This is a genomic window from Xylanimonas oleitrophica (assembly GCF_003244315.1).
Classification (GTDB): domain Bacteria; phylum Actinomycetota; class Actinomycetes; order Actinomycetales; family Cellulomonadaceae; genus Xylanimonas_A; species Xylanimonas_A oleitrophica.
Genome location: NZ_QKWH01000013.1, coordinates 22586 through 49076, shown reverse-complemented (window position 1 = coordinate 49076; position 26491 = coordinate 22586). Strand labels below are relative to the sequence as shown.

Sequence of the window (26491 nt, the reverse complement as noted above, 5' to 3'; positions counted from 1 at the left end):
CGTCGGGATCGTCCACGTGGCCGTGGGTGGGGACAGTGTCTCGTGCCCGTGCGGGCGGTGGGGCTCAGCCCTTGACCGCGCCGGCCATCACGCCGGAGACGAGCTGCTTGCCGAGGAACACGAAGACGATCAGCAGGGGCAGGGCGATGAGGAACACCCCGGACATGACCACGGCGTGGTCGGCGGTGAAAGCGCCGCTGAGCTGGGGGATCACGAGCGGGAGCGTCATCTGGGTGCGCATGACGACCGACGGCCAGAAGAAGTTGTTCCACGACCCGACGAAGGTGAACAGCGCGAGGGTGGCGGCCGCCGGCCGGGCCGCGGGCAGGGCGATCGACCAGAAGGTGCGGAACACCGTCGCGCCGTCGACGCGGGCTGCCTCGACGAGCTCGTAGGGGAGCGCCTCGCTGAGGTACTGGGTCATCCAGAACACGCCGAACGCCCCGACGAGGCTGGGCACGATGAGCGCGGTGAGCGTGTCGAGCCACCCGAACTCGTTCATCATGATGAACATCGGCACCGTGCCGAGCTGCATCGGGATCGCCATCGTGGCGATGACGAACACGTACAGGCCGTTCTTGCCGCGGAAGTCGAGCTTCGCGAACGAGAAGCCGGCGAGCGTGGAGAAGAACACGGTGGCCGCCGAGACCACGACGGCGACGATCACGGAGTTGGCGAACGACGCCCAGAAGTCGATCTGGTGGTTGGCGACGATGTCGGCGAGGTTGCGCAGCAGGTTGGGGCCGGGCACGAGCCGGGGCAGCGCGGACTGCGCGATCTCGACCCGCGTCGCGGACCCGAGGATCGCGGTGTAGTACAGCGGGAAGACCGAGGCGAGCAGCACCACGGACAGCAGGCCGTACGTCACCCAGCCCGGACGGCGGTTGGCCGGGTTGTGCGACTGGCTGTTCAGCGTGATCGGCTTGCCCTTCGCCGCACGCTTCTTCGCGTACTTCTTCGCCCCGGCGCCGGAGACGTTCTCGATGTAGGCGGTGCTCATCGCTTCGAGCCTTCCTTGACGGTCTGGGTGGCGTCGTCGCCGGTCGTGCTCGTGACGCCGAGCAGCGTGGGCACGCCGGCCTCGCGTGCGGCACGGGCCGAGGCCTCGCCGGCGGCGCGCGCCTCGGCGACGAGGCGCCGGGTGACCGACGCGGGCACCTTCTTGGCCTTCGACCGGCTGGAGGAGATCGATCGGGTCAGGACGAAGTTCAGGAGCGTGAACGCGACGATCACGAGCGCGAAGAGCCAGGCCACCGCGGACGCCTGGCCCATGCGGTCCTGCCAGTCGCCGAAGCCGAGGTTGAACAGGTACAGCACGGTGGTCAGCCACTGGTTGCTGGACCCGCCCTGCCCCGTGCCGCCGGTGCCGGCGCCGTCGAACATCCGTGCCTCGTCGAACACCTGCAGGCCGCCGATGGTCATGGTGAGGATGACGAAGATCATCGTCGGGCGGATGCTCGGGATCGTCACGGAGAAGAACTGGCGCAGGCGGCCGCCGCCGTCGATGGTGGCGGCCTCGTAGAGCTCGCGCGGCACGGCCTGCATCGCCGCGAGGAAGATCAGGGCGTTGTAGCCGATCCAGCGGAAGTTGATCATCGTGGCGATCGCGACGTGGGACAGGAACCGGTTCTGGAAGAACGGGGAGTCGACGTCGGAGAACCAGCCGAGCTCGTGGATGAGCGGGGTCACGAGGCCGAACTGCCCGAAGATCTGGGAGAAGATCATCGCCGTCGCCACGGGCATGACGACGAACGGCACCAGCACGCTCATGCGCCAGAACGTCTTGGTGCGCAGGTTCTGGTCGAGGATCGCGGCGATGAGCAGCGACAGGACGAGCTGCGGCACGATCGAGAGCAGGAAGATCGAGAACGTGTTCTCCAGCGACGTCCAGAACGCCGGCTGCCGCAGCACCCACCGGAAGTTGTCGAGGCCGACGAAGTCGCCCTGCCCGAGCCGGCGGTGCCAGTCGTGGAGCGCGACGACGACGTTGAAGGCGATCGGGAAGACGCCGAAGATCGCGAAGCTGATGAAGAACGGTGAGATGTACAGGTAGGGCGAGACCTTGACGTCCCACCGGGACAGCCTGCGTGTGAACCCGATGCGCCGCGGGGCCGCAGTGGGGGAAGCCATGGATCTTCCTCTTTCGTGCTCGTCGTCGAACTGCTGCGCGCCGCCGTGGCCTGGCGCTCTCGCGCCAGGCCACGGCGCGGGGGCTCAGTCGGTCAGGCCCAGGGCGTCGAACTCCGCGACCGTGGAGTCCCACGCCGTCGAGGCGTCCTGGTTGCCGCTCTCGACGCGGCGCAGGCCGTCCATCACGAGGGTCTGGATGCCGGCGAAGTTGACGCCGCGGAAACCACCCGCGGCCGCGTCACCGGCGGCTGCCGCCAGGCCGCCGTAGATCTCGCCGACCTGCTGGCCGCCGAAGAACTCGTGGGGCGTCTCGGAGACGGCAGGGTCCTCCATCGCGGTGGTCTGCGAGGGGAACTGGCCGTTGAGGAGGAACATCTCCACGGCGGCCTCGGGCGTGGTGAGGAAGTCGGCGAGCGTCGTCGCCCACTCGACGTTCGGGCCGGTCGCCGGCACGGAGAAGAACGACCCGCCCCAGTTGCCCCCGCCGTTGGGGAAGACGTCGGCGATCCGCCAGCCCTCGAGCCCGGCGGCGTTCTCCGCGATGATGCCGGTCGCCCACGCCGGGGTGATTACGGTGGCCCAGCGGCGCGCCTGGAAGCCCGCGCCCCAGTCGGCGTGGCCGATGCCGACGCCCGCGGAGACGCCCTCCTGCGCCGCCTGCGCGAAGGTGTCGAACAGCTCGTGGACGGCGGCGTTGTCCGCCAGGGGCAGCGTGTCACCGGACTGCGGGTCCTCGAACGCGGCCGGGAGCTGGTTGATCGCCGCCTGCATGGCGGTGGCGTTGGAGTCGATCCACGCGGCGTCGGACCTGGCGGTGAACTGGCGCCCGGCCTCCAGGAAGGTCTCCCAGGTGGCGTCCTGCCCGCCGACGAGCTCGGCGAAGCCCTCGGGGTCGGAGGGCAGGCCGGCCTCCTCCATCAGGGTCGAGTCGTAGGCGAGGGCGAGCGGGCCGATGTCGGTGCCATACCCCTTGATCTCGCCGTCGACCGAGCCCTGGGTGACCTTCCAGTCGACCCAGCGGTCCTCGACCGCGGGCAGCGTGGCCCAGTCCTCCGGCACGGCCATCATCTCGGTCCACCAGTCGAGCTCGATCAGGTGCACGTCGGACAGGCCGGCGCCGTTGGAGGCGAGCCCGTTGCGCAGCACGGTCTGCGCGGAGGCGCCGTCGGGGAAGGAGTTGATCTCCACCTTGATCCCGTGCTCCTCCTCGAACCGGTCGAGGAGCTCCTGGGGGAAGTCCATCCAGGCGGCGACGGTCAGGACGTCGGGCTTCCCGCCGTCGCCCCCGCCGGAGCCGCCCTGGCCGCCGCTGCAGGCGGTGGCCACGAGGGCGGTGGTGGCGGCGAGCGCGGCGATGGTGCGGGCCTTGCGGTCGATCCTCATCGTTGAGGTCCTTTCGGGTGGGTCGTGCCGGTACTCAGCGGGTGGTGCGGGGTGCGACCGACGCGACGGCCCACGGGGGCAGCTCGACGTCGATCTCGAGGACGCCGTCGGCGTCGACGGTCAGGACGGTGCGGCGCAGGCGGTCGGCCGCCTCGCGCAGCTCGGCGGTCTGCTCGCGGGACGGGTTGAGCGGTGCGCCCATCCGGTGCCACGCCTCGGCGACGTTTCCGTGCTCCCAGTCGAGGATCTCGAGGTCGAGCGTCGAGCCCGGGACGAGACCTGCGAGGGTGTGACGGACGCGTCGTGCGGGACCGACCTCGGCCAGAGGGCGGGCGTCGGCGTAGGTGCGGTGCGCGGTCAGCCCCGTGGCCCCCATGTCGGCCGGGTAGTTGTAGAAGATCGCGGACACGTCGCCGGTGGTCGAGGACCGGGTGACGGCCCCGTGGGGCAGCTCAGCGAGCAGCCGGTCACCGAGGCGGTTGAGCATGGCCATGGCGTGGAAGGTGGGCTTGTGCAGGCCCTGCTCGTTGACGAAGCCGAAGCCGCCGTGGAACGGGCCGATGCCGCCGCCGCCCTCCTCGAACACGTCGGTGAACGTCCAGTAGGAGACCGAGTCGGCCAGCGGCGCGGCCTTGAGGAACGCGCGCACGATGTACGACGCCGCGAAGAGCGTGTCGTGGGTCGCGTCCCGGCTGGAGGGCGAGGTCGACCACTCGGTGATGTGCAGCTCGGCCTCGGGGTAGGGGCTGTCGGCGATGATGGCGCGCATCGCCCGCAGGTCGTCGTAGGTGGCGTCCCGGTGCCGCGTGATCGCGCTGACCTTGCCGAGGGAGTCGGCGGCGTAGTCGGTGGGGTACAGGTGCGTGGAGAGGAAGTCGACGGGCAGGTCCCGCTCGGCGCAGTACGCGATGAACTCGTGGATCCACACCGGCTGCCAGTCCAGGGCGTCCGGGTCGGCGGCCACCGCGGTCTCGACCTCGAGCGACGGGTCGTGGTACTCGCCGGCGTAGCGCGCGTCGGGGACGAAGACGCTGGTCGAGGGGCCGCCCACCTTCAGGCGCGGGTCGATCCCCTTGATCGCCCTGGCCGTGGCCTCGTACAGCTCGAAGTACTGGGTGCGCGTCCCGGTCCAGAAGTTGGGGACGAGGTTGGGCTCGTTCCAGACCTCGAAGGGCCACCGCAGGACCTCGTCGATGCCGTACCGGGCGATCCAGTGCTCGACGGTCGTGGTGACGAGCTCGACCCAGGCGCCCATGTCCTTCGGGGGGCTGCAGTGCGCCTTCCACCAGAACAGGGTCTCGGTCTCGGTGGCGAGCTGGCGGGGCATGAACCCGAGCTCGACGAACGGGCGGGCTCCGGTCTCGAGGATCGCGTCGAACACCTTGTCGACGTACGCGTAGGTGTAGACGGGCTCGGGCAGCGGCGCAGCCGGGCCGAAGCCGCCGCCGTTGTCGGTGCGGTACACGAACATGTCGTCGTGGAAGAGCCCGTGGAAGCGCACGTAGCGCGCACCGAGCACCTCGACCGCCTCGCGGAAGTGTGCCTGCCAGTCCGCGCGCAGGGCTTCGTTGGCGCGGCCGGCGCCGACGCACTCGTTCCAGACGTGTCGCAGCGCGACATCGGCCGGCGTCCGCCCGTCGATCAGTAGGGTCGACGTCGACGCGTCGTCTCGCATGAGAGCTCCTTTGGTCCGGTGGTCACGAAACGGCATCGTCGTCGAAACAGTTTCGCAACTGCGTGGTGCGGGTTTAGAGTAAGAGGCGCTCACAACGGGCGCAAGGGTGGGCGCGGGGTGGATTTTGGCCGCAGCGGCTCGGGCGCCGCACGAAAAGATTTCGGAGGAGGTCGCGTGACTGATCAGGCGAGTGCGCGCCGGGCGACCCTGGCGGACGTCGCGGCGGCTGCGGGGGTGTCGAAGGCGACGGTCTCCAAGGCGCTCAACGGGCGCGACGACGTCGCCGCCGAGACGCGCGAGCGCGTGCTCGCGGCCGTGACCGCGCTCGACTACCGGCCCACGACCTCCCGCAGCGGCGCCCCGGAGCGCCGCGCTCTCACCGTCGTGTTCGACATCCCTGCCTCGCCGTACATCCTCAACGTCCTCCAGGGCGTGCTGGCCGCCGCCACGGAGGAACGGCTCGACCTCCTCACCAGGCTCGCGCCCGACCGTGCGGTCCGGACCCAGAGGGCAGCGGCGCGCGAGTGGGTGGCCGAGCAGCGTGACCGCGGCGTGGCAGGCATCGTCGGGCTGACGCTCACGGCGCCTCTCGCGCTCATCGACGCGGCCGCCGACGCGGACCTCCCGTTCGTCATGGTCGACCCCGTGGACACCAGCCACCCGCGGATGGTCAGCGTGGGCTCGTCCAACTGGGCGGGCGCCCGCACCGCCACGGACCACCTCGTCGCGCTCGGCCACCGCCGCATCGGCTGGATCGGCGGGCCGGAGGGCTCCGACGCGGCGCGGGACCGCTTCTACGGGTTCAGCGCGGCGCTGGACGCCGCCGGCCTGCCCCTCGACCCGGCGCTCGTGCGGGCCGACCGGTTCGACGTCGCCACCGGTGCCAGGCACGCGCGCGACCTGCTGACGCTGCCCCACCCGCCGACGGCCGTCATGGCCGCCGACGACGAGCTCGCGGTCGGCGTGCTCGCGACCGCCCACGAGCTCGGCATCCGCGTCCCGGAAGACCTGAGCGTCACCGGCTTCGACGACACCCCGCAGGCGGCGTGGACGACGCCGCCGCTGACCACCGTCCACCAGCCCCTCGACGGCATGGGCCGGATGGCGGTCCAGACGGTCGTCGCGATGTCCGAGGGCGCGCTGCCCGCGTCCCGCCACGTCGAGCTCGCGACGTCGCTCACGGTTCGTGGCAGCACGGCCCGCGCCCCGCAGGGGGCGGCGCGCGCCAGGCAGTGACCCCGCCGGCGCCGCCCCAGGCCGGCGGCGGGGTCGGGCGAACCTGGCTCAGGCCACGTGGTCCCCGGCGCCGTCGACGGGTGGTTCCGCGGACCAGGGGAACGTGATCCAGCGGTCCGTCTCGCGCCACGAGTAGTCGGGGGTGAAGACGGACCGCGGCTTGGTGTAGAGCACCGCAGAGCGCACCGTCGCGCCGTGCCCCTCCAGGAGCTGGACGACGAGCTCGAGGGTGCGGCCGGAGTCGGCGACGTCGTCGACCACGAGCACCCGGGCACCGTGCAGCCCGGCGGTGTCCATGAACGGCGGCAGCACGCGCGGGTCGTCGAGGGTCTGGCCGATGTCGGTGTAGAACTCGACGTTCATGGTGCCCACGCCCTTGGTGCCCAGCGCGTAGGCGACGGCGCCGCCGGGGACGAGCCCGCCGCGCGCGACGGCGACCACGACGTCGGGCCGGAACCCGCTGGCCACCACGGCGGTGGCCAGGGCCCGGGCAGCGACGGGGAACTCGGTCCAGGTCAGCACCTCCCGCTCGACGTCGGTGGGCGGGGTGGTGGCCGTCGTGCCGGCGGGCGCCCCGCCCGCTGCGGCCGGTGCCTCGGGGGCGTCTGCTGCGCTCATGGCGCCGACGGTACGCGCCGGTGCGGGGCTCTGCCCAGAGCCTGAGGTCCGGTGGCACCAGCGTGTGCAGACGACGACGGCCGCCTCCCCGGCGTGGGGAGGCGGCCGTCGTGGCGCGTGCTGCGGCTACTGGGCGTCGAGGATGTCGATGACGAAGACCAGCGGCGTGTTCGGCGGGATGGACCCGTCCTGGCTGCCCTCCTCGCCGTACGCCTTGTCGGCAGGGAGGACCAGCAGCACCTGGCTGCCGACCGTCTGCCCGGGGAGGCCCTCGGTCCAGCCGGAGATGAGATCACCGGTGAGGGGGAACGTGGCGGGCGTGCCGCGCTCCCAGGAGGAGTCGAACTGGGTGCCGTCGAGCATGACGCCGGTGTAGTGCACCGTGACGGTGGACTCGGCCGTGACCTCCGGGCCGGTGCCCTTGATCAGCGGCTGGACGACCATCTCCGCCGGCGCCTCGTAACCCTCCGGGATCTCGATCGAGGGCGCCCCGTCGTCGCCGAGCGTCACCGTCGGCAGGCCCTCGGCGGGCTCGACGGCCTCGCCCTCGGCACGGGCGGGCGCCGTCCCGGTGACCTCCAGGAGGCTCACCACGGTCGCCGTCTCGCCCTCGGCGCCCTGCACCGGGTTGGCGATCAGGAGCCGCTGGCCCACCTGGGCGCCGGTGAGCGGCTCGTTGAGCACCTCGTAGCTCGGGTCGCCGAGGTAGAACGACTCGGGCTGGCCCTGCTCCCAGGTGGAGCCGGCCTTGGTGCCGTCACCCATGAACTGCACGAAGTTGATGGTCACCTGGTTGCCGGCGGCGATCTCGGGGCCGGTGCCCTCGTCGATGACGCGGCTGGTGGGCGCCGACACCGTGAACGGCGTGCTGAACTCGAGGGTGGGCTCGGCCCCGGGGTCGCCCGTGACGGTCACGGCGTCGAGCGCGGCGACGTCCTCGGTGCTCGGCTCGGGGATGCCCGTCTCGGCGGGGGCGCTGGGGGAGGGCGCGGTCTCGGAGTCGCCGTCGGAGGAGCAGCCGGACAGGGCCAGGGCGGCACCGAGCACGAGCGCGGCGGCACCGCTGGTGATGCGGATGTTCACGAAGAGTCCTTCGGGTCGGAGTCGCGTGCCACTCTATCGGCGGTGGAGCACGCCGGTTGCGGAGGGTCTGTGAGGGCGCTGGGGCCACCCGGCGCCAGGGGCGAGAATGGGTGCCATGCCGTCGAGCCGCCGTTCCTCTCGCCGCCCCTACGGGACCGAGCACGTGCCGGTCGACGTCGAGCGCGCCCTCGGCGGGGTGAGCCGCGTCTCGGCCGACGACGGCGAGTGGACGGTGCGGCGCGTCCACGGCGGGGAGAAGACGTACCGGTGCCCGGCGTGCCGCCAGGACATCCCGCCCGGCACCCCGCACGTGGTGGCCTGGCCCCGCGACGTCGTGGGTGGCGAGGCGGCGGGCCTGGAGGCGCGCCGGCACTGGCACAGCAGCTGCTGGGAGCGTCGCTCGCGCCTGCGGTGAACGGTGCGGCCCCGCGCTCTAGGGTGGGAGGCGATGACCACGCACCAGATCCGTTCCCTCACCGTGCTCCCGGCCCGCCGCGAGGAGATCGAGCTGCACACCGCCGACGGGCTGACGCTCGTCGGAGAGCTCGCCCTGCCGGCGGAGAAGGACCCGGCCGCGACGCTCGTGACGTTCCACCCGCTGCCCACGCACGGCGGCTTCATGGACTCGCACGTCTACCGCAAGGCAGCCTGGCGCCTGCCGGCCCTGGCCGACCTGGCCGTGCTCCGGTTCAACACCCGTGGCACCTCCTCGCCCCGCGGCACCTCGGAGGGGCAGTTCGACGGCGGTGAGGCCGAGCGCTACGACGTGGCCGCGGCCATCGAGTTCGCCGAGTTCCACGGCCTGCCCCGGCCCTGGCTGGTGGGCTGGTCGTTCGGCACGGAGCTGATCCTCAAGCACGGCGGGGACCCGTCGATCGAGGGCGCGATCCTGCTCTCCCCGCCGCTGCACCGCGCCACGGACGAGGACCTCGACCGGTGGGCGCAGCTCGGCAAGCCCCTCGTGGTGCTGGTGCCGGAGCTCGACGACTACCTGCAGCCCGACGAGGCCCGCCGGCGGTTCGCGCGCGTGCCGCAGGCCGAGGTGATCGGCGTCGACGGCGCCAAGCACCTGTGGGTGGGGGAGCCGGCCGTGCGGCGCGTGCTCGACGAGATCGTCGGCCACGTGCTGCCCGGGCACGCGCCGCTGCCGACGACGTGGGACGGCGAGGTGGGCACGGCGCCGTCGCCCACGGCGGGCTGAGGCCCTGCCGCGGTCAGCGCGACACCACCAAAGACGACACCACCAAGGACGACACCGCACGAGGAGACCCCCACGGGCCCAGCCCCGGACGACCAGCCGACACGGAGGACGACGATGACCCCCCAGCCGACCCTGGCCCTGCACGAGCTGCACGACGGCGACGGTGTGCCGCTGGTGCTGCTGCACGCGTTCCCGGTCGACCACCGGGTGTGGGGACCGCTCGCCGAGCGGCTGCCGGCGCGGCTGCGTGCCGTCGCGGTGGACCTGCCGGGCCAGGGGCACAGCGACCTCGGCGGGCTCGCCCCGGACCTCGGCCTGGCGGCGGAGGCGGTGCACCGCTCGCTGCGCGCGCAGGGCATCGCGTCCGCCGTCGTCGTCGGCATGTCGATGGGCGGCTACGTGGCGCTGGCCCTCGCCGAGCGGCACCCGGGCTTCGTCGCGGGGCTGGGTCTCGTGGACTCCAAGTCGACGGCGGACACGCCCGAGGCGCGGGCGAACCGGTTGCGCGTGGCGCACGACCTCGAGTCCAGCCAGACCGTCGACCCGGTGCTCGGCATGCCGGCGGTGCTGCTCGGCGAGACGAGCCTCGCGCAGCGTCGTGGCCTGCTGCCCGTCCTGGAGGGCTGGGTCCGAGGCCAGTCCCCGGCTGCCCTCGCGTGGGCACAGCGGGCGATGGCGGACCGGCCGGACCGCACCGCGGTGCTGGAGCGGTTCGACGGGCCCGTGGCCGTCGTCGTCGGTGCGGAGGACACGGTGACGCCGCTCGCCGAGGCGGAGCACATGGCGCACGCCGCGGCCGACGGTGCCCTGACGGTGGTGCCCGGTGCCGGTCACCTCAGCGCGCTGGAGGACCCGGCGACGGTGGCGGGCTCCCTGGCCCTGCTGCACCGGCACGTCGTCCACGGCGGCTAGGTGCACTGACACCAGGCGCGGACCGGGCCGGCGCCCGGTCAAGGGGCCTCCGAGACGCCGCAGGCGGTGCTGCCGTGGCAGCACCGCCCTGCGGGACGGACCTGGGCGCGCGGTCGGGGATGACCCCCGGCTGCGCGCGCCGGCAGTCAGACGGTCGCCGGTCAGGCCTTGGCCGGCTCCTCGGCCTCGCCCGTCTCGCCTGCCACCGTCTCGCCTGCCACCTGGTCGGCCGGCGTCTCAGCGGTCTCGTCGGCCTCCTCGGCCGGCGTGCGGCGCGGCGCCGCGGCGCGCGCGGCCTGAGCCGGCGTGCTGCTGGTGCCCGACGAGCGCTTCGGCTTGCGGGCCGAGGGCTGCTCGGCGGCCGCGGTCTCGCCCGACGCCGGGGCCTGGACGGCTCCGACGGGCTGTGACGCCGTGGCCTCGACCTCGTCCGCCGACTTCTCGGCACCGAGCAGGCCGCGCAGCTCGTCCAGGTAGGTGTTGATGGACTCCTGCTTGCGCGAGAGGTCCTCGAACTGACGCTGGGCGGCGGTGCGCTGCTGCTCCGCCTCGATGCGGGCGTCGCTGACGGTCTGCTCGGCGAAGGCGCGGGCCTCGGCCACGATGCGGTCCGCGGAGCGGCGGCTCTCGGCCACGAGCTCCTTGACGTACTGGTCGGACTCCGCCCGCACCTTCTCGGCCTGCTGCAGGGCCACGGCCACGCGCTTCTCGGCCTCGGCGGCGTGCTCCTCGGCCGTGCGCACGAGCCGGTCCGTCTCGGCCTTGGCCGCGGCGTGCCGCTCGGCGGCCTCGCGCTCGACCTCCTCGCGGCGCTGCGCGACCTCGAGCTCGGCGTCGGCCAGCGTGCGGCGCGCGGCCTCGCGCAGCTCCTCGAGCTCGGTCGCAGCGGTGTGGGCCGCCTCGGTCGCCTGGTGCTTGGCCTCGGCGATGATCCGCGCGGCCTCGCGGCGCGTCGACTCCAGCAGGTCGTTGGCCTCCTGCTCGGCCTCCTGGCGCAGCGTGGCGGCCTCGGCCGCCGCCTGGGCGCGCAGCTGGGCGGTGTCGCGCTCCGTGGCCAGGCGCAGCTCGGTGACCTCGCGCTCCGTCGTCGAGCGCAGCACGCCGAGCTCGCGCTCCAGGCTGGCGCGGCGCTCCGACTCCTCGGTCTGCAGGGTGCTGGTGATCAGGGCCGCCTCGCGCTCGGCGGAACCGATCAGCTCCTCGGCCCGGCGCTGGGCCGCCAGGAGGGTGCCCTCGGCCTCGGCCGCCGTCGTCGTGCGGATCTCCTCGGCCTCGCGGCGGGCGCTCGCGAGCATCTCCGACACCTCGGCCTCGGCGCGCGCACGGACCTGACCGGCGGAGAGCTTGGCGCGGGCCATGACGTCGGCCGACTGCTGGTTGGCCTGCTGGAGCACGTCGGTGGACTGCTCCTCTGCGGAGCGCAGCAGCTGCTCGATCCGCGAGCCCAGGCCCGAGTACGTGGGGCGGTCCTGCTCGCGCAGGAGGCGCTGCGCCTCGGCCAGCTCGGACTGCAGCTGCATGGCCCGGGAGTCGGACGCCTCCACGTGGCGGCGCGCCTCGTCGAGAGCCTGCTCCAGGCGGGCCAGCTGGTTCTCCACCTGGGCACGGTCGTACCCGCGCATGGTGATCGGGAAGAGCGTGCGCTCGTCGGACACGGCGGGACCTCCGGGGGTCGGCAGGGGAGTTCGGCTCGCGCCAGGATAGTGGCCGTCACCCGGTGCCGACACCGGTGGACACGGCCTTCCGCGGTGGTTCGCGAGCCCGTGGCGACCGGTTCGGCGGGTAGCGCGCCGCGAGACGGCCGTGGTGAAGGGATGGTGCAGATCCGGTCCGCAGGGTGCGAGAGGGCGGTCGGACCGCGCCGTCGGCGGGCCTGGACCCGCGTGTCGTCCCTATCCTGGGATGTCGTTCGTGCGCGCCAACCGGAAGGGAAACAGTCGGTGCTGCGTAGATTGCTCGGGGCCGTCCTGATCGTGCTGGGTCTGGTGTCCGCCGGCCTCGGGGTCGCCTCGGCCACCGTCTGGCGAGAGCCCGACACCGTGGTGGCGACCGCCACCCCCACCGGTGACGGCACGCTCGTGCTCACCGACCCGGGCGTGCTCGAGCTCGTCGCGGCCGACGTGACCGTGTCCGCGCGGGTGCCTGACGGCGGCCGCGTGACGCTCGCCGTCGGGCGCGACGTCGACGTCGCCGGATGGGTCGGCGAGGACGCGGCGACGCGCGTGACGGGGCTGGCCGACTGGCAGACCCTGGCCACGCGCGCGCAGGGCGGCGTCCAGGACGCCGAGGGCGAGGCGCCCGCGGACGAGCAGCCGGCCGAGGGCGAGGCGCCCGCCGAGGGGGAGGCTCCGGCGGAGGAGCAGCCGGCCGAGGGGGAGACCCCGGCGGAGGCCGCACCTGTCGTCGGCGTCGACCCGGCGGGTAACGACATGTGGGTCGCGGAGGTCAGCGGCGAGGGCTCGGCGACGCTGCGCTGGGACGACCGTCCCGGTCGCTGGTCCCTCCTGGCCGCGGGAGTCGGCGAGGGCGCGCAGGCGCCCACCGTGGAGCTCACCTGGCCGCGCGCCGCCTCCACGCCCTGGCTGTGGCCGGGCGTCGTGACCGGCGTCGTGCTGGTGCTGGCGGGACTCGTGCTGCTGTTCCTCGACCGCCGGCGCCGGACCCGCGGGGGCGCCGCGGGTCACGGTGACTCCGACGGCCCGCGCAACGGACGGCGCGGCCGCGGTGAGGGCCGAGGCGCGGCCGCTCCCACGGGCGACACCGCGAACGGCACCGGCGGCGCCTCGGCAGGCGACTCGGGGGCCTCGCCCGCCGGCGAGACCCGCCCGTCCGCGGAGGCGGGCGGTCCAGGGGCCCTGCCGTGGGCCTCGCGGTCCGCGTCCGTGCCGGTGGCCGCCGAGACGAGCGCCGGCGACGGCGCAGGCACCGGCCTGTCGGACCCTGCGCCCGAGCACGCTGCCGGGCACGCGGAGCCCGTCCCGACGCCGGGCGCTCGCCGCCGCGGTGCCCGGTTCGCGCCCACGCCGTCCACGCCTTCCGCGGAGACCGCCGGCCCGGACGCCGGAGCAGCGCCGGTGCCGTCGCGCCGTCGTGCCGCGCTGCGCCGGGAGGCCCCGGCGGCTGAGCCGTCGGCGCCACCGGCGCCGCCGCAGACCACCACGGCCCCGGGCGGTGTCCCCGCGGTCCGGACCCGGCGCGAGCTGCGCGCCCTGGAGGAGGCCCGCCGTGCCTCCGAGCCGCAGCAGGCCACGGGCCTCACGGGCCGGTTGCGTGCCCTCACCGGGTCCATCCCGGTGGTGGGCCAGCGGCCGTCCGGCGACCCGGCCGCGGACCAGGCCCCGCCCGCTCCCACCACCCGGGCCGGCCGTGCGGCGGCGTGGCGCGAGACGTGGGGTTTCGACGCCGGCGCGGGCTCGCAGAGCACGCCGTCGACGCCGTCCGCGGGCAGCCGGTGGCCCGTCACCGAGAACGAGAACGACCACGATCCTGAAGGAGGTGCGCGATGACCGCCCACCCGTTCCGCCGCACCCGCCCCGCCGCGCGCACGGCCGCTCTGGGGGTCTTGGCGGCGCTGGCTCTGGCCGGCTGCGCTGAAGACGTCCCTACGCCCAACCCCGACGCCGCCGCCACCGGACCGGCGCTGTCGGCGGACCAGGAGAACCGCGTCCTGGAGGCGATGAACACGACGCTCGCCCAGGCGTCCGAGAGCGGAGACGCGGGGGTGCTCGACCAGCGCCTGACCGGCCCGGCGCTCGCGGTCCGCACGAGCCAGCTCAGGGTCGCCCAGCTGCGCGGCAACGCCGACCTGGTCACCAACCTGCAGACCGAGTACCAGGCGCTGATCGTCCCGGCGAGCGACACGTGGCCGCGCACCGCCTTCGCCGTCACGGAGGCGGGCGAGGACCTGCAGGCGCCCCGGCTGCTGGCGCTCGAGCAGGCCTCCGCACGCGAGCCCTACAAGCTCTGGGGCTGGGTGCAGCTGCGGCCGGGCGTGACCCTGCCGTCGTTCGCGGCGCCGGAGCTCGGCAGCGAGGAGCTCGCGCCCGACGACGCGTCCCTGCTCGTCTCGCCGCAGGACGTGGCGGGGCAGTACGCGGAGCTGGCCACGTCCGGCGACGAGTCGCCGTTCGCGCCGACGTTCGAGTCCTCCGACGAGGACCTGTTCCGCAAGTTCCTCAAGGAGAACGTGCAGGCGCAGACCCAGGAGCTGCAGAAGGACGGCGCGAACGGGTCGTACTCCTACAGCGTGGCGCTCACCCCGGACACCCCCGTCAAGGCGGTGCGCACGGCAGACGGCGGCGGCATGGTCATGGTGTCGCTCGACATGGTCGAGACGATGGAGGCGCCCGCCGGCGTCAAGGTCGCCCCGCCCGAGGGACGCTCCGGTGAGGCGCTGCTCGAGGGCGCCGCTCCCACCAACAAGCTCGTCAACGGCTACTCGGACATGGTGGCGCTGTACGTGCCGCCGCAGGGCTCGGACCAGACGGTGAAGCTGCTCGGTTGGACGCACGTGCAGACGTCCGTCTCGCAGTGAGCCCGCACGGCCTCCGCGATGAGCCTGAGCGCTCCGGGGCTTCCTAGGATGGGGGGCATGAGCAACCCGAATCCTCAGCCGAGCTTCGCCGCGCGCGGCGCGGTGGACCTGTCCGCGCTCCAGCGTCCGCAGTCCCCGCCCCCGGGAGAGCCGGGCGGGGCGCCTGCCGCCGGCGGGTACGTGCTGGACCTGACGGACGAGAACTTCCCGCAGGTGGTGCAGGACTCGGCGACGTACCCGGTCGTCGTGCTCCTGTGGATCCCCACCGACCAGGCCAACTCCGAGCTGGGCACGCTGCTGGGGCGGCTCGCGGACGAGTACGCGGGGCGGTTCCTGCTGGGTCGCGTCGACGCACAGGCGCACCCGCAGATCGCCGCGGCCTTCCGGGTCGAGGGCGTGCCCACGGTGGTGGCGGTGCTGCAGGGCCAGCCGCTGCCGCTGTTCGCCGGTGCGGCGTCGGAGGAGCAGGTGCGGGCGGTGCTGGACCAGGTGCTGGCCGCCGCGGAGCAGAACGGCGTCACCGGGCGGGCACCGGTGCAGGGAGCCGGGTCGGCCGGAGCCACCGAGGCTGGCGCTCCCGAGGCGGAGCCCGAGCCCGAGCTGCCCCCGCTGCACCAGGAGGCGTACGACGCCATCGAGACGGGCGACTACGAGGCCGCCGTCGCCGCGTACGAGAAGGCGCTGCGCCAGGACCCCAAGGACGCGATGGCGTCGGCCGGGCTGGCGCAGGTGCGGCTGCTGCTGCGCACGCGTGACGTCGACCTGCAGGCTGTGCGCACGGCGGCGGCGGACGCGCCGTCCGACCTCGACGCCCAGCTGGCTGTGGCCGACACGGACATGCTCGGCGGCAAGGTGCAGGACGCCTTCGACCGTCTCCTGGAGCTGCTGCCGGCCGCGGACGCCGACGCCAAGGAACGCCTGCGCGTCCGGCTGGTGGAGTACTTCGAGATGGTCGGCGCCACCGACCCGCGGGTGGTCAAGGCCCGCCAGAAGCTCGCCCTCTACCTCTACTGAGCCGCTGGGCGCCCACGGGCGTGGGGGCGCGGCCGGCGCACGGCCGCGCCCCCGGCCCCGGGCGCCTCACTCCGGCACGAGGACGAGGACGCCCAGCGGCGGCACCCGCACCGTCGCGGAGTGGTCCCGGCCCTTCCAGGGCACGGGCTCGGCAGCGACCTGGCCCAGGTTGCCGACGCCGGAGCCGCCGTACGCCTCGGCGTCGGTGTTGAGCGCCTCGCGCCAGGTGCCGCCGGCCGGCAGCGCGAGCCGGTAGCCCTCGTGGGGCACGCCGGCGAAGTTCACGACCACGACGACGGGACGGCCCTCGCGGTCCTTGCGGAGGTAGGCGAGCACGTTGTGGTCGGCGTCGTCGGCGTCGATCCACTCGAAGCCGTCGGGCGTGAAGTCCAGCTCCCACAGGGCGGGCGTCCGGCGGTAGAGCGCGTTGAGGTCGCGCACCAGGTGCTGCACCCCGGCGTGCGAGGGGTTGTCGAGCAGCCACCAGTCGAGCCCGGCGCCCTCGTTCCACTCGGCGTCCTGGGCGAACTCCTGGCCCATGAACAGCAGCTGCTTGCCGGGGTGGGTCCACATGTACGCGAGGAAGGCCCGCACGCCCGCGAGCTGCTGCCAGCGGTCGCCGGGCATCTTGCGCAGCAGGGAGCCCTTGCCGTGCACCACCTCGTCGTGGCTGACGGGCAGCACGTACTGCTCGGAGAACGCGTAGACGAGGGAGAACGTGAGCTCCCCGTGGTGGTGCTTGCGGTACATGGGGTTCTGCGCCATGTAGCGCAGGGAGTCGTTCATCCAGCCCATGTTCCACTTGAGGCCGAACCCGAGGCCGCCCGCCGAGGTGGGCCGGGTGACGCCGGGGAACGCGGTGGACTCCTCGGCGATCATCATGACGCCGGGCGAGCGGCGGTAGGCGGTGGCGTTGGCCTCCTGGAGGAACGCGATCGCCTCGAGGTTCTCCCGGCCGCCGTGGACGTTGGGCTCCCACTCACCGTCCTTGCGGGAGTAGTCGAGATAGAGCATCGAGGCGACGGCGTCCACGCGCAGGGCGTCGGCGTGGAACTCCTCGAACCAGAAGGTCGCGTTGGCGACGAGGAAGTTGCGCACCTCGTGCCGGCCGAAGTCGAACACGTAGGTGCCCCAGTCGGGCTGCTCGCCCCGGCGTGGGTCGGCGTGCTCGTACAGGGGGGTGCCGTCGAACCGGGCGAGGGCGAACTCGTCGCGCGGGAAGTGGGCGGGGACCCAGTCGATGATGACGCCGACGCCCGCCTGGTGGAGACGGTCGACCAGGTGACGGAAGTCGTCGGGGTGGCCGAAGCGTGAGGTCGGCGCGTAGTAGGACGTGACCTGGTACCCCCAGGACCCGCCGAAGGGGTGCTCGGCCACCGGCAACAGCTCGACGTGCGTGAAGCCCTGCTCGACCACGTACGCCGCGAGCTGGTCGGCCAGCTCGCGATAGCCGAGGCCCGGCCGCCAGGACCCGAGGTGCACCTCGTAGACGCTCACGGGCTGGTTGTGGGGGTCGCTCGCCGCACGGGCGGCCATCCAGTCGCCGTCGCCCCACTCGTGCTCCGAGCGCACGACGACGCTGGCCGTGGCGGGCGGCACCTCGGTGCCCTGCGCCAGCGGGTCCGCCTTGGCCCGCCAGACGCCGTCGGGCCCGAGGATCTCGTACTTGTACCGGGTGCCCGCCCCCGCACCGGGCACGAACAGCTCCCACACCCCGGAGGACCCGAGCGAGCGCATGGGGTGGATGGGCGTCCACCGGTTGTGGTCGCCCACCACGCGCACACCGCGCGCGTTGGGCGCCCAGACGGCGAACGACGTGCCGTCGACCTCGCCGAGCACGCTCGGGTAGCGGTGGGCGTTCGCCCCGAGGACGCGCCACAGCTCCTCGTGCCTGCCCTCGCCGATGAGGTGCAGGTCCATCTCGCCCACGGTGGGCAGGAACCGGTACGGGTCGTCGGTCACCTGGACGTCGTCGCCGTAGCGGCTGCGCACCCGGTAGTCGGGGGCGTGGACCGTGCCGTCGTCGTCCAGCAGGGCGGGCACGACCGCCTCCCACACCCCGGCAGCCCGGTGCTCGGCAGGGTGCTCGGCCTCGGCGGTGGTCACCACGACCTCGTCGGCCAGCGGACGCAGCACGCGCACGACGGCCCACGCCGCGTCTCCGGGCTGGGCCGCCAGCAGATGGGGCCCGAGGACGGCGTGCGGGTCGTGCGTGTGGCCCTGCGCGACCGCGGTGAAGGCCTCGGGGTCGACGGCGGGCGGGACGGGCGCGGTGGTCATGGCCTCACCCTTCCACGGGTGCAGGGGCCTCGCGTGCCAGACGTGCGGCGCCACCCTGGCGCACCGTGGAGGCACCACGGGCAAGGCACAAAAGTGCAGGTCAGGGTCTTGTCCAGGCCCCCGGGGATACCGATAGAGTTCGCGCGCGCGGCGCCTGGCCCCCTTCTGCCGTGCACCCACCCCATGACGACGAGGATGACGATGACCGTCGAGAACGATGTCCAGGACGCCGAGGCAGGGCGCGAGCCCGGCGAGGGAGAGTGCGGGCTCTGCGGCTCGGCACCCGCGACCCTCCTGACGCAGCAGGGTCTGGCGAGCCTGCTGATCTTCTTCCGGCTGTCGACGTGGAAGGGCTGGGCGTGCCGGGACTGCGCCGAGGCGGTGCACGCGGACGCCGATGCACGGACCATGACGTGGGCGTGGTGGGGCGTCGGTGGCTTCATGGCGTGGGCCTTCCTCCTGGGCAACCGTGCACGGATGCGGAAGGCTCGTGCGCTCGACGTGCCGAGGTCGACGCCGGGGGTGACCGCCGCGATGGCCGCCCCGGTCGTGGACGTGCAGCCGTGGTACCGGCGTCGGGCACCGCTGGTCGCGGCGTGCGTCGGAGTGACGGTCTGGGTGCTGCTCGCGGCCTTCTTCGTGCTGGCGCTGACGCTGCCGGAGTAGCCACCGCGCTCGTGAGGGCTGCGTCCTAGGCGGCGGCGAGCACCCGGTCGACGGCGGCGAGCGGGATGTGCAGCCACCGGGGCCGCTGCCGGGACTCGTAGACCACCTCGTACAGGGCCTTGTCGAGCACCAGGGCGCCCAGCACGGCCTGGGCGACGTCAGGGGTCATGCCCGGCGGCGCCCCGGCCTCGGCGCGGTACGCGTCGAGGAAGGCGTGCTCGGCGCTCGCGGCCCAGCCCGGGTCGCGAGCGCCTCCGACGGCGGCGGCGTAGTCGAGGGAGCGCAGGATCCCGGCGACGTCGCGCAGCGGCAGGTCCGGGGCGGTGCGCTCGGCGACGGGCCGCTGCGGCTCGCCCTCGAAGTCGAGGAGCTTCCACCCGTCGGCGCCGTGCAGGGCCTGGCCGAGGTGCAGGTCTCCGTGGACGGCCTGGAGCCTCGGTGGTCGGGGCTGCGCGGTGAGCCGGTGCTCGAGGTCGTCCAGCACGGCGGCGATCTCGGGGGCGCGCGGGGCGAGGGCGTCGGCGGCTGCGACGGCTGCGTCGGCGCGTCGGCGCAGGCCGCTCACGAAGCGGGCAGGGTCGAGCGGCTCGCCGCCGGGCAGCGCGGTGCGCATGGTGGCGTGGAGGCGGGCGAGGACGGTGCCGAGGTCGGCGGCGAGCGCGTCGAACGGCTCGCCACGCTCCGCCAGGTCGCAGGCCAGCTCGAAGCCGTCGCGTGCCTCGGGGACCAGCTCGGAGAGCACCGCGAGGTGGGAGGGGACCCCGTCCAGGGAGGCTTCGAGCGAGCCGAGGAAGCGCGGCACGCCGGGGTAGCCGGCCCGGGTGAGTGCCTGGGGCACGGTGACGTCGGGGTGCGGCCCGGCGGCGACCGTCCGCAGGATCTTGAGCATGGCGCCGGCGGGGGCCTCGGGCAGGCGCAGGCCCGGCAGCACGACGGAGGTGTTGGACTGCTCACCGCTGATCGTGCGCGCCCCCGCGAGCACCCGGGCGGCGTCGGCCTCGGTGCCCGCACCGGTGCCGCCGGTGGCCCGCAGCAGCGCGAGCCAGCACGCGGGGTGCGCACCGCCGTCGTGCACCGCCACGGTGCCCGACGCCGTGCGGACGGTGCCGACGAGGCCGGGTCCCACCTGCTCCTCGGCCGCGGGCTCGGCCACGGGCACGAGCACCACCGGCACGTGGAGCACGACGGCGTCGCCGCCGGGCTGCTCGAGCCGCAGCAGCGCGAGCACGACGCCGTCGGCGCCCTCGACGGTCACCTCCAGCCACGGCTCGGGCGTGCTGCCCTCGGCCGTGCCGGGGTACCACCGGCGCCCGGGCGCCCAGGCCGCCACCAGCGCGGCGACGTCCGCGGGCAGCGACGTGCCCGCGGGGCGCACCGTGACGGCGGCCTGCCCGGTCACCGTGGTTCGCCGGCCTCGTCGTGGGCGGGGCCGCCGCGGCCGCTGCTCCCGGCGGGCGGGTCCAGGCGCAGCCAGTAGAAGTCCCGCGAGCCCCACGTCATGGTCACACGGCCGTCGGCGCCGACGGTGGGGAAGCGCCCGCCGCCGAACACGTCGGTCAGGGTCCAGCCCTCGTACCCCGGCAGCTCGATGGTGGCGGAGTGGGCCGTGGCGGCCATGTTGGCGGCCACGAGCAGGGTCTCGTCCTCCGAGGAGCGCGTGAAGGCGAGGATGGCCTCCTCGTCGCAGTCGCGCGCCACGAAGTCGCCGGTGCCGAACGTCGGGTGCAGGCGGCGCACGGCGAGCATGCCGTGCACCCAGTGCAGCAGGCTGGTGGGCTGGGCGAGCTGCGCCTCGACGTTGTACTGCTCGTAGTGGTGCACCAGCGACTGGACCAGCGGCAGGTACAGCTTGCCGGGGTCGGCGGTGGAGAACCCGGCGTTGCGGTCCGGCGTCCACTGCATGGGGGTGCGCACGGCGTCGCGGTCGGGCAGCCAGATGTTGTCGCCCATGGCGATCTCGTCGCCGTAGTACAGGCAGGGCGACCCGGGCAGGGACAGCAGCAGGGCGTGGGCGAGCTCGATCTCCTTGCGGGAGTTGTCGAGCAGGGGGGCCAGCCGACGGCGGATGCCCACGTTGGCGCGCATGCGCGGGTCCTGCGCGTACCACCCGTACATGGAGGCGCGCTCCTCGGTGGAGACCATCTCGAGGGTCAGCTCGTCGTGGTTGCGCAGGAACGTGGACCACTGCCCGCCGCGGGCCGGGATGGGCGGGGTGTCGGCCATGATGTCGAGGATCTGCCGGGCCCGCTGGTCACGCATGGCGTAGAAGATCCGCGGCATCACGGGGAAGTGGAAGCACATGTGGCACTCGGGCTCGTCGTCGGTGCCGAAGTAGTCGACCACGTCCTGGGGCCACTGGTTCGCCTCGGCCAGCATGATGCGCCCCGGGAACTCGGCGTCGATCATGCGGCGCACCTTGCGCAGGAACGCGTGCGTCTCGGGCAGGTTCTCGCAGTTGGTGCCCTCGGCCTCGAAGAGGTACGGCACGGCGTCGAGGCGGAACCCGTCCACGCCGATGCCGAGCCAGAACCGGGCCACGTCGAGCATGGCGTCGACCACGCGCGGGTTCTCGAAGTTGAGGTCCGGCTGGTGGCTGAAGAACCGGTGCCAGTAGTACTGGCGGCGCACGGGGTCGAACGTCCAGTTGGACGTCTCGGTGTCGACGAAGATGATGCGCGCGTCCTGGTAGCGCGTGCTGTCGTCGCTCCACACGTAGAAGTCGCCGTACGGCCCGTCGGGGTCGGCGCGCGACGACTGGAACCACGGGTGCTGGTCGCTGGTGTGGTTCATCACGAGGTCGACGACGACGCGGATGCCCCGGGCGTGCGCCTCCTCGATCAGCTCGGTGAAGTCGGCGGTGGTGCCGTACTGCGGGGCGATGGCGGTGTAGTCGGCGACGTCGTACCCGCCGTCGCGCAGCGGCGAGGGGTAGAACGGCGGCAGCCACAGGCAGTCGATGCCCAGCCACTGCAGGTAGTCGAGCCGCTGGATGATGCCGCGCAGGTCGCCGCTGCCGGCGCCCTGGGAGTCGGAGAACGCACGGACGATGACCTCGTAGAACACCGCCTTGCGGTACCAGTCGGGGTCGTCGGTCAGCCCGGGGCGCCCCAGACCGGGCACGTCCGGCTCGCGCCGCGGCGGCAGCGCCTGCACGGGCAGCGCCTGGGTGGTGGGCCGGGGGACGTCCGCCGGCCGGGTGGAGGTGCTCATGCCAGGCCCACCTGGAGCACGTGCGCCACCTGGGTGCGCGGGTCGAGCCGCACGTAGGGGTGCGCGCCCCAGGGGTAGGTGGCCCCGGTGAGCAGGTCGTGCGCGACGAAGAACGGGGCGCTGCCGTCGGTGCCGGGCGGCGGGGTCAGGCCGAGCGCCTCCAGGTCCAGGTGCAGGAGCGTCTCCTGCGCGGCCCAGGGGTCGAGGTTGACCACCACGAGGACGACGTCGTCGGACGGCGTGCCGACGGTGCCCGGGCGGGCGCCCGGAGCCGCGTCCTGGTGGCCCGAGGCCAGGGCGAGGTGCTCGCCGCGCACGCGACGCGAGAACGCCACGATGCTGCCGTTGTCGGCCGGGTGCACCGTGAGGTTCCGCAGCTGCTGCAGCGCCGGGTGCTGCCGCCGGATCTCGTTGAGCCTGGTCAGCAGGAGCGAGACGCCGATCTCGTCCGCGTGGGACCAGTCGCGCGGCTTGTACTCGTACTTCTCGTTGTCGATCTGCTCCTCGACGCCGGGGCGCGGCACGTTCTCCACCAGCTCGTACCCGGAGTACACGCCCCAGGTGGGGGAACCGGTCGCGGCGAGCACGGCGCGCACCGCGAACCCGGCGACGCCGCCGTGCTGCAGGTACGGCGGCAGGATGTCGTGGGTGGTGGGCCAGAACGACGGGCGCATCACCGAGCCGGCGGGCCCGGACACCTCCTGGAGGTACTCGAGCACCTCCTCCTTGGTGTTGCGCCAGGTGAAGTACGTGTACGACTGGTGGAACCCGATCCGGGCCAGGGTGGCCATCATGGCCGGCTTGGTGAACGCCTCCGACAGGAAGATCACCTCGGGGTGCTTGGCGTGCACCTGCGCCAGCAGCCACTCCCAGAAGTCGAGGGGCTTGGTGTGCGGGTTGTCGACGCGGAACAGGGTCACGCCCCGCTCGATCCACGTCTCGACCACGCGCAGGATCTCCTCGCGCAGCCCCACCGGGTCGTTGTCGAAGTACAGCGGGTAGATGTCCTGGTACTTCTTCGGCGGGTTCTCGGCGTAGGCGATGGTGCCGTCGGCGCGGGTCCGGAACCACTCGGGGTGCTCGGTGACCCACGGGTGGTCGGGGGAGCACTGCAGGGCCAGGTCGAGGGCCACCTCGAGGCCGTGCTCGGCCGCCGCGGCGACGAAGTCCCGGAAGTCCTCCTCGGTGCCCAGGTCCGGGTGGATCGCCTCGTGCCCGCCGTCGGGCGAGCCGATGGCGTACGGGCTGCCCGGGTCGCCCGGCCGCGCGTCCAGGGTGTTGTTGCGGCCCTTGCGGAACGTGGTCCCGATGGGGTGCACCGGGGTGAGGTAGACGACGTCGAACCCCATCCCGGCGATGGCGGGCAGCCGCCGGGCCGCGGTCGCGAACGTGCCCGACCGCCAGGTGCCGTCCTCGGCACGGGTCGCCCCCTCGGACCGGGGGAAGATCTCGTACCACGAGCCGTACAGGGCCCGACGGCGGTGCACCCGCAGCGGGTACGTGGCGCTCGCGGTGACGAGGTCCCGCAGCGGGCTGCGCGTCAGCGCGTCCCTGACGGCCTGGGTGGTGGCCATCGCCAGGCGCGCCTCGGCCGGTCGGGTGGTGTCCGCGAGCTCGCTGGCAGCGTCGGCCAGCACCCGCGCGTCCTGCGGCACGCGGGCGGCCTGGGCCTCCGGGGCGACGATGCGCTCGAAGAGCAGCACGCCCTCGGCGAGCATGAGCTCGACGTCGACGCCGGCCTCGATCTTGACGGTCGCGTCGTGCGCCCAGGTGCCGTAGGGGTCGCTCCACGCCTCGACGCGGAAGGACCACTCGCCCTCGGAGTCCGGCTGGAGGAACCCCTGGAAACGGTCGAGCCCGGGGGCGATGTCGCGCATCGGCGCCGTCTGGTGCACCTGGCCCGCCGGGTCGAGCAGCACCGCGGTCGCGGCGACGGCGTCGTGCCCCTCCCGGAACACGGTGGCCTCGACGGGCACCACCTCACCCACCACGGCCTTGGCGGGCCAGCGGCCGCCCTCGACCACCGGGGAGACCTCGAGCACGGGGATGCGCCCGACGGGGGCCGGCGGTGCGGGCAGCACGGGCGTGCCCGGTGCCGCGACGGGCACCTCGTGCGACGTCGGGGCGGGAGCCGCGCGCTCGGCCTGGCCCCGGCCCGGGGTGGCCGCGGCGCGCGACCCCGACCGGGTACGGGCCGCGTCGGTCGGGGGGGTCGGGGCGGCCGCAGCGGTCACGGCCTCGTGCGGCCCGCGCGCCGCAGCGGCCGCCGCCCTGGCCGGAGAGGTGCCGCGGGCCCGCGTGGCCCTCTGTGCCGGAGCCTTCGCTGGTGTCGCGCTCGCCGGTGCCGCCTTCGGCGCCTTTGCGGGCGTCTTCGTCGAGGTCTTCGGCGCGGCCTTGCGAGGGCTCTTGCCCGAGCCCGCCCCGGGGGCCTCCGCCTCGGACGGCGAGCCGGCCTCACCCGGTGCGACCTCGTGGTGTGCGGCGTCGTGCGGGGCCGTGCCCGCGGGCGCGGCGGGCTCTGCCGGGGCCGGGGCCGGGACTGCGGCCTTCGGCTTCGCGTTCCCGGAGGTGTTTCGCTTGCGCGGGCTCGTCGTCACGCGGCCCACGCTATCCAGGTGGGCCGGGGCCACGCGCGCGCTGGCCCCGGGGTGTCCCGCCCTGGTGAACGGCCTGCGTACGCGGCGGGCACGTGGTAGCGACCGGTGCCCGCCCGGCCGCCTCCCGGGGCGCTCACAGGTGGTCCGCGAGCGCGCGGGCCGTGACGCGGCCGGTGTGCAGGCACCCGCCGAGGAACGTGCCCTCCAGGGCGCGGTGCCCGTGCGAGCCGCCGCCGCCGAACCCGGCGGCCTCGCCCACGGCCCACAGCCCGGGCAGCACGGTGCCGTCGGCGCGCAGAGCCCGCCCGGACGGGTCGCACCACACGCCACCGAGGGTCTTGCGGGTCAGCACCGAGAGGCGCACGGCCAGGAGGGGGCCGTCCTTCGGGTCGGTCAGCGGGCGCGGCGGTGCCACCCGGATGCGTCGGTCCACCCAGAACCGCCGGGCGGCGGCGGTGGCCACCACCTGGGGGTCCTTGCCGAGGCCGGCGGCCACCTGGGCGTCGCGCAGCGCCACGGTGCTCGCGAGCTCGTCAGGGTCGACGTGCCCGGACGACCCGGGCGTGGCCTCGGTGAGGGCGTTCATCCGTGCGGCGAGCTCGTGGGGCGTGGGGGCCCACAGGAACTCGGGGGACTCGGCGGCGAACCGCGCCACCGGCCCGACGGCGCGGGGCAGCACCCGCTGGGCGAGCAGTCGCACGTCCTTGCCGGTCAGGTCGGGGTTCTGCTCGGAGCCGGAGAGCGCGAACTCCGTCTCCATGATGGTCCGGTTGAGCACGAACCAGGAGTGGTCGTGCCCTCGGCTGGTGATGTGCTGCAGGGCTCCGAGGGCGTCGAACCCGGGGAACAGCGGGGCGGGCAGGCGCTGCCCGTCGGCGTCGAGCCACAGGGACGAGGGGCCGGGCAGGATGCGGATGCCGTGGTCGGTCCAGACGGGGGAGTGGTTGGCGATGCCCTCGGGGTAGTGCCACATGCGTCCGGTGTGCACCAGCGCGGCCCCGGCGTCGGCGGCGACGCCCAGCATGAGCCCGTCGGTGGAGTCGGGCACGCCCTGCAGCATGCGCAGTGGCAGGGCGCCGTAGCCGGGGTTCCAGCGCTCGCGGGCCAGGTCGTGGTTGCCGCCGATGCCGCCCGAGGCGACGACGACGGCGCCTGCGGTGATCTCCGTCTCGCCGACGACGTCGCGCGACGACGGGGCGGCCCGCCCGCCGAACGCCAGGCCGGCGCGGGCGGGGCCGTCGTCGGCGAGCAGCTCGGCTCGTACGCCGGTGACGCGCCCGTCGGTCGTCACCAGCGACGTGACGCGGTGTCGGAACCGGATCTCGAGCAGGCCCTGGTCACGCAGCGTCTTCGCGGCGGCGACGAACGGGGCGAGCAGCGCGGGCCCGGTGCCCCACGTGACGTGGAACCTCGGGACGGAGTTGCCGTGGGCGGCGTCGGCGCCGTACGGGTAGCCGCCGCGCTCGGCCCACTGCACGAGCGGGAACCACCGCACGCCCTTGCCGTGCAGCCACGAGCGCATGCCGCCGGCGGCGAACTCGACGAAGTGCTCCGCCCACGCGTACCCGTGCCGGTCGGGGCCGTGGCCCTGTGCGGCGCCGGGGGCGAACCCGGCCGAGCCCAGCCAGTCCGCCCACGCCAGCTCGGCGGAGTCGTGGACACCGACGCGCCGCTGCTCGGGCGATCCCACGAGGAACAGGCCGCCGAACGACCACCAGGCCTGCCCGCCCAGGCTGTCGGGGTGCTCCTGGTCGAGCACGACGACGCGGCGGCCCGTCGCGGCGAGCTCGGTGGCGGTGACGAGGCCGGACAGCCCGGCACCGATGACGACGACGTCGGCGTTCATGCGGGCACGGTACCCGGGCCCCGCGGCCCGCGGCCCGTGGCGCGCAGGCGGGGCGCGGGGCTGCCCGCGCACCGTCGGTGCGCCGCCGGGCTCAGCCCTGGGTGGC

At 74.1% G+C, this 26491-nt stretch carries 20 protein-coding genes; 8 read left to right on the top strand and 12 right to left on the bottom strand.

Annotated elements, in window-relative coordinates; translation table 11 throughout:
- Nucleotides 1-64: 64 nt before the first annotated feature.
- The 4 genes from DNL40_RS13570 to DNL40_RS13555 all read right to left on the bottom strand — a co-directional run bounded on the left by DNL40_RS13570 (nucleotide 65) and on the right by DNL40_RS13555 (nucleotide 5188).
- Nucleotides 65-1000: a carbohydrate ABC transporter permease gene (locus tag DNL40_RS13570; RefSeq protein WP_111251798.1), complete on the bottom strand. Its 936-nt coding sequence runs from the start codon at nucleotides 998-1000 to the stop codon at nucleotides 65-67.
- Entirely contained in the window at nucleotides 997-2130 is a 1134-nt protein-coding gene (locus DNL40_RS13565) for a carbohydrate ABC transporter permease (RefSeq protein ID WP_111251797.1), read from the bottom strand. Before DNL40_RS13565 ends, DNL40_RS13570 begins: the two co-directional genes overlap by 4 nt.
- 84 nt (nucleotides 2131-2214) lie before the next feature.
- Nucleotides 2215-3513 carry an ABC transporter substrate-binding protein gene (locus DNL40_RS13560; RefSeq protein ID WP_111251796.1) on the bottom strand — a complete coding sequence of 433 codons (1299 nt, stop codon included), beginning with the start codon at nucleotides 3511-3513 and terminating at the stop codon, nucleotides 2215-2217.
- A gap of 34 nt (nucleotides 3514-3547) precedes the next feature.
- The gene (locus DNL40_RS13555) at nucleotides 3548-5188 is read right to left on the bottom strand and encodes a GH39 family glycosyl hydrolase (RefSeq protein WP_111251795.1); all 1641 of its coding nucleotides are present in this window, start codon (nucleotides 5186-5188) and stop codon (nucleotides 3548-3550) included.
- Nucleotides 5189-5362: 174 nt separating this feature from the next.
- On the opposite strand from DNL40_RS13555, the gene DNL40_RS13550 reads away from it, so the two are divergent.
- Nucleotides 5363-6424 (top strand): LacI family DNA-binding transcriptional regulator, encoded by a 1062-nt coding sequence (locus DNL40_RS13550; protein ID WP_111251794.1) that lies wholly within the window; start codon nucleotides 5363-5365, stop codon nucleotides 6422-6424.
- A gap of 48 nt (nucleotides 6425-6472) precedes the next feature.
- Here the strand turns inward: DNL40_RS13550 and DNL40_RS13545 are convergent, their stop codons facing one another.
- Both DNL40_RS13545 and DNL40_RS13540 read right to left on the bottom strand, forming a co-directional pair.
- Complete coding sequence (locus DNL40_RS13545) at nucleotides 6473-7042, bottom strand: phosphoribosyltransferase (protein ID WP_111251793.1); 570 nt, start codon at nucleotides 7040-7042, stop codon at nucleotides 6473-6475.
- A 126-nt stretch (nucleotides 7043-7168) separates the two neighbouring features.
- A complete protein-coding gene (locus tag DNL40_RS13540; protein ID WP_111251792.1) occupies nucleotides 7169-8125 on the bottom strand; it encodes an FKBP-type peptidyl-prolyl cis-trans isomerase in 957 nt (318 codons plus the stop codon).
- A 115-nt stretch (nucleotides 8126-8240) separates the two neighbouring features.
- On the opposite strand from DNL40_RS13540, the gene DNL40_RS13535 reads away from it, so the two are divergent.
- The 3 genes from DNL40_RS13535 (at nucleotide 8241) to DNL40_RS13525 (ending at nucleotide 10238) form a co-directional block, all read left to right on the top strand.
- Nucleotides 8241-8540, top strand: coding sequence for a hypothetical protein (locus DNL40_RS13535; RefSeq protein ID WP_111251845.1), 300 nt, complete (start codon nucleotides 8241-8243; stop codon nucleotides 8538-8540).
- Nucleotides 8541-8573: 33 nt separating this feature from the next.
- The gene (locus DNL40_RS13530; RefSeq protein WP_111251791.1) at nucleotides 8574-9326 is read left to right on the top strand and encodes an alpha/beta hydrolase; all 753 of its coding nucleotides are present in this window, start codon (nucleotides 8574-8576) and stop codon (nucleotides 9324-9326) included.
- Between the two features lie 114 nt (nucleotides 9327-9440).
- Nucleotides 9441-10238 carry an alpha/beta fold hydrolase gene (locus DNL40_RS13525; RefSeq protein ID WP_111251790.1) on the top strand — a complete coding sequence of 266 codons (798 nt, stop codon included), beginning with the start codon at nucleotides 9441-9443 and terminating at the stop codon, nucleotides 10236-10238.
- 161 nt (nucleotides 10239-10399) lie between these two features.
- Here DNL40_RS13525 and DNL40_RS13520 read toward each other — a convergent pair whose 3' ends face one another.
- Entirely contained in the window at nucleotides 10400-11893 is a 1494-nt protein-coding gene (locus DNL40_RS13520) for a coiled-coil domain-containing protein (protein WP_245885932.1), read from the bottom strand.
- Nucleotides 11894-12178: 285 nt separating this feature from the next.
- Here DNL40_RS13520 and DNL40_RS16500 point away from each other — a divergent pair, with 285 nt between their 5' ends.
- Genes DNL40_RS16500 through DNL40_RS13505 form a run of 3 tightly spaced genes read left to right on the top strand, consistent with a single transcriptional unit; the run spans nucleotide 12179 to nucleotide 15786 of the window.
- Nucleotides 12179-13744, top strand: a complete 1566-nt coding sequence (locus DNL40_RS16500) for a hypothetical protein (RefSeq protein ID WP_179951084.1) — start codon at nucleotides 12179-12181, stop codon at nucleotides 13742-13744.
- The gene (locus tag DNL40_RS13510; RefSeq protein WP_111251789.1) at nucleotides 13741-14772 is read left to right on the top strand and encodes a DUF8094 domain-containing protein; all 1032 of its coding nucleotides are present in this window, start codon (nucleotides 13741-13743) and stop codon (nucleotides 14770-14772) included. Before DNL40_RS16500 ends, DNL40_RS13510 begins: the two co-directional genes overlap by 4 nt.
- Nucleotides 14773-14829: 57 nt before the next feature.
- Nucleotides 14830-15786 carry a tetratricopeptide repeat protein gene (locus tag DNL40_RS13505; protein ID WP_111251788.1) on the top strand — a complete coding sequence of 319 codons (957 nt, stop codon included), beginning with the start codon at nucleotides 14830-14832 and terminating at the stop codon, nucleotides 15784-15786.
- A gap of 66 nt (nucleotides 15787-15852) precedes the next feature.
- Here the strand turns inward: DNL40_RS13505 and glgB are convergent, their stop codons facing one another.
- Nucleotides 15853-18066 carry a 1,4-alpha-glucan branching protein GlgB gene (gene glgB / locus DNL40_RS13500; RefSeq protein WP_111251787.1) on the bottom strand — a complete coding sequence of 738 codons (2214 nt, stop codon included), beginning with the start codon at nucleotides 18064-18066 and terminating at the stop codon, nucleotides 15853-15855.
- A gap of 201 nt (nucleotides 18067-18267) precedes the next feature.
- Here glgB and DNL40_RS13495 point away from each other — a divergent pair, with 201 nt between their 5' ends.
- Nucleotides 18268-18732, top strand: coding sequence for a hypothetical protein (locus DNL40_RS13495; protein WP_111251786.1), 465 nt, complete (start codon nucleotides 18268-18270; stop codon nucleotides 18730-18732).
- Between the two features lie 25 nt (nucleotides 18733-18757).
- Here the strand turns inward: DNL40_RS13495 and DNL40_RS13490 are convergent, their stop codons facing one another.
- From DNL40_RS13490 to DNL40_RS13475, 4 genes are all read right to left on the bottom strand, one after another.
- Entirely contained in the window at nucleotides 18758-20131 is a 1374-nt protein-coding gene (locus tag DNL40_RS13490) for a phosphotransferase (RefSeq protein WP_111251785.1), read from the bottom strand.
- Nucleotides 20128-21942, bottom strand: a complete 1815-nt coding sequence (gene treS / locus DNL40_RS13485) for a maltose alpha-D-glucosyltransferase (protein ID WP_111251784.1) — start codon at nucleotides 21940-21942, stop codon at nucleotides 20128-20130. Before treS ends, DNL40_RS13490 begins: the two co-directional genes overlap by 4 nt.
- Complete coding sequence (locus DNL40_RS13480) at nucleotides 21939-24050, bottom strand: alpha-1,4-glucan--maltose-1-phosphate maltosyltransferase (RefSeq protein ID WP_281268467.1); 2112 nt, start codon at nucleotides 24048-24050, stop codon at nucleotides 21939-21941. The genes treS and DNL40_RS13480 overlap by 4 nt, the downstream gene beginning before the upstream one ends.
- 622 nt (nucleotides 24051-24672) lie before the next feature.
- Nucleotides 24673-26385, bottom strand: a complete 1713-nt coding sequence (locus tag DNL40_RS13475) for an FAD-binding dehydrogenase (RefSeq protein ID WP_111251783.1) — start codon at nucleotides 26383-26385, stop codon at nucleotides 24673-24675.
- Between the last annotated feature and the right edge of the window lie 106 nt (nucleotides 26386-26491).